Origin of the sequence: Serratia sp. (in: enterobacteria), from assembly GCF_046715635.1 — a bacterium.
Taxonomy (GTDB): domain Bacteria; phylum Pseudomonadota; class Gammaproteobacteria; order Enterobacterales; family Enterobacteriaceae; genus Chania.
Genome location: NZ_JBKJYW010000532.1, coordinates 1 through 9,635 on the forward strand (window position 1 = coordinate 1; position 9,635 = coordinate 9,635).

Consider the following 9,635-nt stretch of genomic DNA (forward strand, 5'->3'; position numbering starts at 1 on the left):
ATGATCCCATTTAACGCTCCACCGGTTGTTGGCACGGAACTCGATTATATGCAGGCTGCGATGAGCAGCGGCAAACTCTGTGGTGACGGTGGTTTTACCCGTCGCTGCCAGCAGTGGATGGAACAGCATTTCGGCTGCCCGAAAGTGTTGCTGACGCCGTCTTGCACCGCGTCACTGGAAATGGCTGCCATCCTGCTGGATATCCAGCCGGGTGATGAAGTGATCATGCCGAGCTACACCTTCGTATCCACCGCTAACGCCTTTGTGCTGCGCGGGGCGGTGATGGTGTTTGTCGATCTGCGTCCAGACACCATGAACATCGATGAAACCAAGATTGAAGCGGCGATCACCGATAAAACCCGTGCCATCGTACCGGTGCATTACGCTGGCGTGGCCTGCGAAATGGACACCATCATGGCGCTGGCGAAGAAGTACAACCTGATGGTGGTAGAAGATGCTGCACAGGGCGTGATGTCGACCTATAAAGGCAAAGCCTTGGGGACTATCGGTCATATCGGCTGCTTCAGCTTCCATGAGACCAAAAACTACACCGCTGGCGGTGAAGGTGGCGCGACGCTGATTAACGACCCGGCCCTGATCGATCGTGCCGAAGTGATCCGTGAAAAAGGCACTAACCGCAGCCAGTTCTTCCGTGGTCAGGTGGACAAATATACCTGGCGCGATATTGGCTCCAGCTACCTGATGTCAGATCTGCAAGCCGCTTATCTGTGGGCGCAGCTGGAAGCCGCCGAGACGATCAACCAGCGCCGCCTGAAGCTGTGGCAGAACTATTACGATGCATTGAAACCGTTGGCGGCTGCGGGGCGTATCGCCTTGCCGATCATCCCGGCCAACTGCGTGCATAACGCCCATATGTTCTATATCAAGCTGAAAGATGTACAGGATCGCACCGCGTTTATCGACTACCTGAAAGAAGCCGAAATCATGTCGGTGTTCCACTACATCCCACTGCATGCCTGCCCGGCGGGTGAGAGGTTTGGCCGTTTCTCCGGCGAAGACCGCTTCACCACCAAAGAGAGCGAGCGCCTGGTACGTCTGCCGCTGTTCTTTAACATGTCAGACGTCAATCAACGTACGGTGATCAATACCATCCTGAGCTTCTTCGCCTGATATGTCGCTGGCAAAAGCATCGATTTGGACTGCTGGCTCCACGCTGATCAAGATCGGCGTGGGGTTGTTGGTGGTAAAAATGCTGGCGGTGGCCTTCGGCCCCAGCGGGGTCGGGCAGGCGGGTAACTTCCGTCAGTTGATCACCGTGCTGGGCGTGCTGTCGGGTGCCGGGATTTTTAACGGTATCACCAAGTATGTGGCGCAATACCATCAGGATCCGCAACGGTTGCGGATGGCGGTGGGTACCGCATCCAGTATCGTGCTGGGCTTCTCAACCCTGCTGGCGCTGGTGTTCCTGTTTGCTGCCGAGCCGATCAGCCGTGGGCTGTTTGGCCATGGCGACTATGTGAACGTGGTGCGGGCGGTCGCGTTTATCCAGATGGGGATAGCCTACGCCAACCTGTTCCTGGCGATCCTCAAAGGTTATCGCGATGCGATGGGCAACGCCCTAGCGGTGATCGCCGGTAGCCTGATCGGCGTGGTGGCCTTTACGCTATGCTTTAAGCTGGGCGGTTATGAAGGCGCGCTGGCCGGGCTGGCCCTGGTTCCTGCCCTGGTGGTGTTGCCTGCCGGTTTCATGCTGTGGCGGCGTAAGGCGCTGCCGCTGCGCTATCTGGCGCTGGCCTGGGATAAGGCGCTGGCCAGCCATCTCGGTAAGTTTACCCTGATGGCGCTGATCACCTCCGTGACCTTGCCGGTCGCCTATGTAATGATGCGTAACCTGCTGGCAGAACATTACGGCTGGGATGAAGTGGGGATCTGGCAAGGGGTGAGCAGTATCTCCGATGCCTACCTGCAGTTTATTACCGCTTCGTTCACCGTTTACCTGTTGCCGACGTTATCGCGCCTGCAAGAGAAAAGCGCCATCTCGCGGGAGATCGTGCGTTCGCTGAAGTTTGTGCTGCCTGCGGTTGCCGCTGCCAGCTTTACCGTCTGGCTGCTGCGTGACTTCGCCATCTGGCTGCTGTTCTCTGAGAAGTTCGTTGCCATGCGCGATCTGTTTGCCTGGCAACTGGTGGGGGACGTGCTGAAAGTCGGGGCCTACGTCTTCGGCTACCTGGTGATCGCCAAAGCGTCGTTACGTTTTTATATTCTGGCGGAGGTCAGCCAGTTCACCTTGCTGACGCTGTTCTCGCACTGGCTGATCCCGCTGCACGGCGCATTAGGGGCGGCACAGGCCTATATGGCAACCTACATCGTGTATTTCGCGCTCTGTAGCTGCGTATTTATTCTTTATCGTAGACGAGTATGAGCATACTGATCCACGTACTGGGATCTGATATCCCGCATCATAATCAGACGGTGCTGCGCTTCTTTAATGACGTGCTGGCCGAACGTCTGCCCGCTGAACAAACGTGTCATTTCATGGTGGCAGCCAAAGACGTGGCCGCGTTGGGCCACTTTCCCAAGCTGACCATCGAGGCTTTCCCAGGCAAAAAGAGCTTGGCTGAGGCAGTGATTGCCCGTGCCAAGGCCAACCGTGACACCCGCCTGTTCCTGCATGGCCAGTTTAACGCGGCGCTGTGGCTGGCCTTGCTGAGTGGCAAAATCAAGCCGCGCCAGGTGAGTTGGCATATCTGGGGGGCCGATCTGTATGAAAACGCCACCAGTTGGAAATACCGCCTGTTCTACGTGCTGCGCCGGATCGCTCAAGGGCGGGTTGGCCACGTGTTTGCCACTCGAGGCGACCTGATCCACTACCAGCAGCGGCATGCGCGGGTTCCGGCTTCGCTGCTGTATTTCCCGACGCGGATGGACCCGGCTTTGACGGGCATTGAAGTCGAAAAGAACCTGGCCGGGCCGATGACCATCCTGGTCGGCAACTCTGGTGATACCACCAACCGCCATATCGAGGCGTTGCAGGCGATCCATCAGCAATTTGGTGCCAAGGTGCGGGTGATTTTGCCGATGGGCTATCCGGCCAATAACGACGCCTATATTGCCCAAGTACGTGCGGCAGGCCTGAAGTTGTTCTCCGAGCAGAACCTGCAATTGCTGACCCAGCAGGTGGCGTTTGACGATTATCTCAATATCCTGCGTGAGTGCGATCTCGGCTACTTTATTTTCGACCGCCAGCAGGGTATCGGCACGCTGTGCCTGTTGATCCAGTTTGGCGTGCCTTTTGTGCTCAGCCGCAAGAACCCGTTCTGGCAAGACCTGGCCGAGCAGCATCTGCCGGTGCTGTTCTATGGTGATTCGCTGGATGAAGCGGTGGTGCGCGAATCACAGCGCCAACTGGCAACGCTTGATAAACAGTCCATCGCCTTTTTCAATCCGAACTATGTTGATGGCTGGCAGCAGGCATTGGCGCTGGCGGCGGGAGAAAATCCATGACGCTGGCACAGTTTGGTGGGCTGTTTGTCGTCTATCTGATCGGGGCGCTGTTTGTGCTGACCCTGACCTATCAGGAGTTTCGACGCGTCCGCTTCAATTTTAACGTCTTCTTTTCCTTGCTCTATCTGCTGACGTTTTACTTTGGCTTCCCGCTGACCTGCCTGCTGGTGTTCCAGTTTGACGTGGCCGTGGTGCCGGTAGAGTTCCTGTTGTACGCCATTCTTTCCGCCACCGCCTTCTACGCGATTTACTACGTCAGCTACAAGACGCGGCTGCGTAAGCGCAGCAGCCAGCCGCATAAGCCGGTGTTCACCATGAACCGGGTAGAGACCCATATCACCTGGATACTGCTGGCGCTGGTGGCGATCGGCACCGTTGGCATCTTCTTCATGCAGAACGGTTTCCTGCTGTTCAAGCTCAACTCCTACAGCCAGATTTTCTCCAGCGATGTCTCCGGGGTGGCGCTCAAGCGCTTCTTCTACTTCTTTATCCCGGCGATGCTGGTGGTCTATTTCCTTAAGCAGGATCTGCGTGCCTGGTTCTTCTTCCTGGCGGCCACGGTGGCGTTTGGCATTCTGACCTACGTGATCGTGGGCGGCACCCGTGCCAACATCATCATCGCTTTCGCACTATTCCTGTTTATCGGCATTGTGCGTGGCTGGATCTCGTTATGGATGCTGGTAGCTGCCGGGGTGTTCGGCATCGTCGGCATGTTCTGGCTGGCGTTGAAACGCTATAGCCTGGATGTCAGCGGCCCGGAAGCGTTCTACACTTTCCTGTATCTGACCCGTGATACCTTCTCGCCGTGGGAGAATCTGGGGCTGCTGCTGCAAAATTACGACAAGATCGATTTCCAGGGGCTGGCCCCGATCGTGCGTGATTTCTATGTCTTTATCCCTGCCTGGCTGTGGCCGGGGCGGCCGGATCTGGTGCTGAATACCGCCAACTACTTTACCTGGGAGGTGCTGGACAACCACTCCGGGCTGGCGATTTCCCCGACGCTGATTGGTTCGCTGGTGGTGATGGGGGGAGTGCTGTTTATCCCGCTGGGCGCCATTGTGGTGGGCCTGATCATCAAGTGGTTCGACTGGCTGTATGAGCTGGGAAAAAGCGAGCAGAACCGCTTTAAGGCGGCGATTTTGCAAGGGTTCTGTTTTGGTGCGGTGTTCAATATCATCGTACTGGCGCGTGAGGGGGTCGATTCCTTTGTCTCGCGCGTGGTGTTCTTCTGTATCATTTTTGGTGCTTGCCTGGTATTGGCAAAATTACTCTACTGGCTGTTTGATGCTGCCGGTCTTATCAAGACTCGAATAATGCGCAAGCGTGCGTTGGCCCCCGTTGCCAACTCCCTTGTAACAAGGTAACAGTGACGATGGAAGCAAACATTTCGGTTCCCAAGTATGAGCTACGCGGTTTCAGTCTGTGGGGCTTTCGCGATATGGCACAGTGCATGGATTTTCTGTTTGACGGTGGCAGGGTTAAACAAGGCACGCTGGTGGCGATGAACGCCGAGAAAATCCTCAACGCGGAAACCGATCCAGCGCTGCATGCCCTGTTGGATGAGGCGGAATACAAATATGCCGACGGGATCAGCATGGTGCGCTCCATCCGCCGCAAGTATCCTGGTGCTGAGGTGTCCCGCGTGGCCGGGGCCGATCTGTGGGAGGCCATGATGCAGCGCGCCGGGCAGGAAGGCACGCCGGTGTTTCTGGTTGGCGGCAAACCTTCGGTGCTGGCAGAGACCGAGCAGAAGCTGCGTAGCCAGTGGAATGTGAATCTGGTAGGCAGCCAGGATGGCTACTTCAAGCCGGAACAGCGGGATGCCTTGTTTGAACGCATTCGTGCCAGCGGCGCGGCTATCGTGACGGTAGCGATGGGATCGCCCAAGCAGGAAATTCTGATGCGGGATTGCCGCAAGGTGCATCCACAGGCGCTGTATATGGGGGTAGGCGGCACCTATGACGTGTTTACCGGCCATGTGAAGCGTGCGCCCAAGGCGTGGCAGAATCTTGGCCTGGAGTGGCTTTACCGCCTGCTCAGCCAGCCAAGCCGTATTCGCCGCCAACTTCGGTTACTCAAGTTTGTCGGCTATTACTACACCGGCAAGATGTGATCCTTCGGCTGGAGCAGCTCCCTGCGTTGCTCCAGCGTCTGTTTTGCCCAAATAATCCCTCTATCGGCCATAACGTGGTCAACGCTATAACCTCGATCAATCATTCCTCCTTCACTTATTCCATATGGTTTTAATTCGCGGTTTGCTTATAGCAGCAAAATGCGAAACCATAACGCCCGAAAATTTCCCCAGGCCTCAGCGGCACTTGCCCCGTCACTAAATTGTGCGGATTGCTCGTTACGTGGCGTTTTGTCTGCTGGAGGATGAATTACACTCAACGGGTAAAAAAACAATAATGACCGGCACCGATCGGCTGGCAAACAACATCATAAAAAAATATGACTGAGGATGTATGGCAAGCAAAGAAAAACCACAAGGTTTACATCGCGGGTTAGAAGCGCGACATATAGAGCTGATCGCCCTGGGTGGGACGATCGGCGTGGGGCTGTTTATGGGGTCGGCCAGTACGTTGAAATGGGCCGGGCCTTCGGTGCTGCTGGCCTATATCATCGCCGGCCTGTTGTGTTCTTCATCATGCGTTCGATGGGCGAGATGTTGTTCCTCGAGCCGGTAGCGGGCTCTTTTGCCGTTTATGCGCACAAATACATGAGCCCCTTTTTCGGCTATCTCACCGCTTGGGGCTATTGGTTTATGTGGCTCGCGGTGGGGATATCGGAAATCACGGCTATCGGCGTCTATGTGCAGTTCTGGTTCCCAGAGATACCGCAGTGGCTGCCTGCGTTAATCGCGGTCGCCATGGTCGCGTTAGCCAACCTGGCGGCGGTGCGCCTGTACGGTGAGCTGGAGTTCTGGTTTGCCATGATTAAGGTCACCACCATTATCGTGATGATCCTGGTGGGGCTGGGGGTGATCTTCTTCGGCTTCGGTAACGGTGGGCAACCGACCGGGTTTGCCAACCTGACGGCCCACGGCGGCTTCTTTGCCGGTGGCTGGAAAGGCTTCCTGTTTGCGCTGTGTATCGTGGTGGCCTCTTACCAGGGGGTTGAACTGGTCGGCATTACCGCCGGGGAAGCCAAGAACCCCCAAGTGACGCTCAAACGTGCGATCAACAACATCCTGTGGCGCATCCTGATTTTCTATGTCGGTGCCATCTTTGTCATTGTCACCATCTTCCCGTGGAACGGTATCGGCACCGCTGGTAGCCCGTTTGTGCTGACCTTTGCCAAGATTGGGATCGTGGCCGCCGCCGGTATCATCAACTTTGTGGTGCTGACTGCCGCGCTCTCCGGCTGCAACAGCGGCATGTATAGCGGTGGCCGCATGCTCTATGCCCTGGCCAAGAACCGCCAACTGCCAGCGGCATTGACCAGGCTTTCTGCCAGCGGTGTGCCGGTCAACTGCATTGCCATTACCATCTTGTGCCTGTTGGTAGGCTCTGCGCTGAACTACGTTATCCCCAATCCTCAGCAGGTGTTCGTCTATGTCTACAGCGCCAGCGTGCTGCCGGGTATGATGCCGTGGTTTGTGGTGCTGATTAGCCAGATCTATTTCCGCCGTGCCCATAAAGAAGCGATGAAGACCCATAGCTTCAAGTCGTTTATGTTCCCTTACGTGAACTACCTGACCATCGCTTTTCTGCTTTGTGTGCTGGTTGGCATGGGGATCAACCCAGATACGCGGATTTCGTTGCTGGTGGGGATGATTTTCCTGGCTGTGGTGAGCCTGTGCTACTTTGCCTTCGGTATGCACAAAGTTCATCATCAGCCTGAAAAGCGGACAGAAAGTCAGCGCTAACCTTAAGAAAAGGGCCTTGCCGGGCCCTTTCTGCTGCAAGAGTGAGCAAAGGGTCAGCGAACACAACATTTCTGAGAAAAAGCACTAGACAGGATGGGCATAAAACCGTAGTATCCCCACCCGCAACGGCGCTACGCGCCCGTAGCTCAGCTGGATAGAGCGCTGCCCTCCGGAGGCAGAGGTCTCAGGTTCGAATCCTGTCGGGCGCGCCATTAATTTTGTGCGCAGGAGCTGCGGTGGTATGATTACCGCGTGAAGTAAGCAGTAGATAAAGTAGTTATGGTGGCTATAGCTCAGTTGGTAGAGCCCTGGATTGTGATTCCAGTTGTCGTGGGTTCGAGCCCCATTAGCCACCCCACTTTACCTAGGGTAAAGTAAAAGAATTGAAAGCTGTTTTGTGACAGTGCGAAGGTGGCGGAATTGGTAGACGCGCTAGCTTCAGGTGTTAGTGTTCTTACGGACGTGAGGGTTCAAGTCCCTCTCTTCGCACCACACACAAAATGTCTGATAAATTTAATATTTACATAGACATAGGCTGGAAAGTTCAGTAGTATCAGCAACAAGAAATCGGCGAGTAGCGCAGCTTGGTAGCGCAACTGGTTTGGGACCAGTGGGTCGGAGGTTCGAATCCTCTCTCGCCGACCAATTTCAAAGAAACCTGCTTTTTTAAGCAGGTTTTTTTACGTCTGGAATTTGTGTAGCCCGTTCAGCAATGAGCGGGTTTTTTGCTTTTTATATTGGCGGAAAGGGTGGGCGTCCGATACCTGAGATATCGTGCTGGCCCCTCACCCTAACCCTCTCTCACAGGGAGGGGACCGATAGAACTCGTTGATTTCTCTGTGTAATACCTTGCCTCTCTCCTTCTTACATCACTTTCCGAAGCCGCACGAGCTAATCAAGGGCTCAGGGCAGCCCCCTCGCCCTTTGGGAGAGGGTTGGGGTGAGGGGAAGCAGACGACTTTAGAGCTGGCCTTACAAGGGAATGATCAGAAGGAAGCAGAGATAAGCGCTGGAAAAATGGCAGGGTGCAAAATGGAGGATAAACAACGCAACGACTTCTGGAGCATATCGGCTTCATGCCAGCATCGCCCCAGATAACAGTCGTTTTATTTCAAGCAGAAGTTACGTAGGCAATCAGAGGTTAATAGTACCGAATGAGAAGTCTACGTTGTTGAAAACGGTGATGATTTTATTAATCAGTTTCATGGTGGCAGTCCCCAGAGAGTTATTAATAGTGTGATTCACGTCACACAAATAGGCTACGCCTGGCCGCCAAATCGATCAAGTATTTTGTGATGCAACTCGCAAAAATATTAAACCAGCGTTTTACTTTAAGGTGGGCCGTTGTATCGGGCGGCTTCCTCTCGGCAAACCCGGCGAAATTTCAGGTTGTCTCCTTTTGCCCTTGATGAGCATGCGCTTTGTCGTCAGTTTGAGACATTTAACCTAATGATTTTAATCAATAAAAAAGAATTGTCTGTAACCCGTCGTTTTAAGGCGACAGGAGCCGTAGCGGGGTAAATCGCAGCGAATAGACGGGAAAAATCAGAGGGTGTAGTGGGAATTATTTTAAATCTTTTAAATTCAATATGATGAGTTTATTTTTTGCTTGTTGGCATTTATTAGTCAAACGTTGGCACGCGAAGTGCAATATCTCTACCGTAGATGCTCATTCCACTTCTTATGTTCGCCTTAGGCCTCATAAACCCAGGAATGATGCAGAGCCGATTTTAAGGTGCCTATTGCCCACCTGAACGATGAAAGGGTTGCTTGCAACGGCTTCATCACACTCCGGGCAAAACGTTGAGTGAGGCACCACCCCAGTTGTCCTAGACCTGATTGCTTCATTTATACACTTGTCACGCGGCAAGTGTTTTTTTTTGCCCCAAGGAAAGTTTCGGGCAAAAAAAAGGCCCAGCACGGTATGCTGAGCCCTGACAAGCCAACCGACGTTGTTACTCGCCGTTTTGCTTGAGCGTTAACATCAGACCTTCACGGCGCATCTGTGTGGCTTCATCGCTGCGGTGCAGTTTATCCAACGCATCTGCCAGCCAGGCATAGTCATACGCATCTGGCCGCTGTTGCAGTGCCGCATGGAACGCATCGCTGGCTTGCTGCCATTCACCATGCTTCATCAGTAACTGACCCAGCGTGCTGTTAAGCAACGGTGTTGCCCCATGCTGCTTGATCTGTTGGCGTAACACTTTTTCCAACTGCTCCGGGTTGCCAGACTTGATGCGTGGGATCAACAGCACCAGCCGCTCGTCGTATTGGCGTTTCAGGCCGTCCAGCACAATGCTTT

General features: G+C 54.5%; 5 protein-coding genes, 4 tRNA genes and 2 pseudogenes. 10 read left to right on the plus strand and 1 reads right to left on the minus strand.

Translation table 11 applies throughout. The features are described from left to right. The 10 genes and pseudogenes from rffA to ACLQ7H_RS27385 form a co-directional block, all read left to right on the plus strand. Window positions 1-1,131, plus strand: a 1,131-nt coding sequence (gene rffA, locus ACLQ7H_RS27340) for a dTDP-4-amino-4,6-dideoxygalactose transaminase (protein ID WP_411755384.1), incomplete at its 5' end; no start/stop codon positions are given. Between the two features lies 1 nt (window position 1,132). After that, window positions 1,133-2,383 (plus strand): lipid III flippase WzxE, encoded by a 1,251-nt coding sequence (gene wzxE, locus ACLQ7H_RS27345; RefSeq protein ID WP_411755385.1) that lies wholly within the window; start codon window positions 1,133-1,135, stop codon window positions 2,381-2,383. Next, window positions 2,380-3,465 (plus strand): TDP-N-acetylfucosamine:lipid II N-acetylfucosaminyltransferase, encoded by a 1,086-nt coding sequence (locus ACLQ7H_RS27350; RefSeq protein ID WP_411755386.1) that lies wholly within the window; start codon window positions 2,380-2,382, stop codon window positions 3,463-3,465. The genes wzxE and ACLQ7H_RS27350 overlap by 4 nt, the downstream gene beginning before the upstream one ends. After that, window positions 3,462-4,829: an ECA oligosaccharide polymerase gene (gene wzyE / locus ACLQ7H_RS27355; RefSeq protein WP_261288494.1), complete on the plus strand. Its 1,368-nt coding sequence runs from the start codon at window positions 3,462-3,464 to the stop codon at window positions 4,827-4,829. The genes ACLQ7H_RS27350 and wzyE overlap by 4 nt, the downstream gene beginning before the upstream one ends. Window positions 4,830-4,837: 8 nt before the next feature. Next, window positions 4,838-5,578 carry a lipopolysaccharide N-acetylmannosaminouronosyltransferase gene (wecG, locus tag ACLQ7H_RS27360; RefSeq protein ID WP_411755387.1) on the plus strand — a complete coding sequence of 247 codons (741 nt, stop codon included), beginning with the start codon at window positions 4,838-4,840 and terminating at the stop codon, window positions 5,576-5,578. A gap of 352 nt (window positions 5,579-5,930) precedes the next feature. After that, window positions 5,931-7,333 (plus strand): annotated as a pseudogene (gene thrP / locus ACLQ7H_RS27365) (bifunctional threonine/serine APC transporter ThrP). A gap of 135 nt (window positions 7,334-7,468) precedes the next feature. Next, window positions 7,469-7,545 (plus strand) — tRNA-Arg (locus ACLQ7H_RS27370). Between the two features lie 70 nt (window positions 7,546-7,615). Beyond that, window positions 7,616-7,691: transfer RNA gene (locus ACLQ7H_RS27375), tRNA-His, on the plus strand. Window positions 7,692-7,738: 47 nt separating this feature from the next. Continuing rightward, a tRNA-Leu gene (locus tag ACLQ7H_RS27380) sits at window positions 7,739-7,825 on the plus strand. 76 nt (window positions 7,826-7,901) lie between these two features. Next, window positions 7,902-7,978: transfer RNA gene (locus tag ACLQ7H_RS27385), tRNA-Pro, on the plus strand. Window positions 7,979-9,288: 1,310 nt separating this feature from the next. On the opposite strand, the pseudogene ACLQ7H_RS27390 reads toward ACLQ7H_RS27385, so the two are convergent. Then, a pseudogene (locus ACLQ7H_RS27390) lies at window positions 9,289-9,635 on the minus strand (protoheme IX biogenesis protein HemY); the annotation flags it as partial.

Excerpts from the sequence above, each read along its gene's own strand:
- ACLQ7H_RS27350 (WP_411755386.1), top strand. The coding sequence starts at position 2,380 with ATGAGCATACTGATCCACGTACTGGGATCTGATATCCCGCATCATAAT.
- wzyE (WP_261288494.1), top strand. The coding sequence starts at position 3,462 with ATGACGCTGGCACAGTTTGGTGGGCTGTTTGTCGTCTATCTGATCGGG.
- wzxE (WP_411755385.1), top strand. The coding sequence starts at position 1,133 with ATGTCGCTGGCAAAAGCATCGATTTGGACTGCTGGCTCCACGCTGATC.
- wecG (WP_411755387.1), top strand. The coding sequence starts at position 4,838 with ATGGAAGCAAACATTTCGGTTCCCAAGTATGAGCTACGCGGTTTCAGT.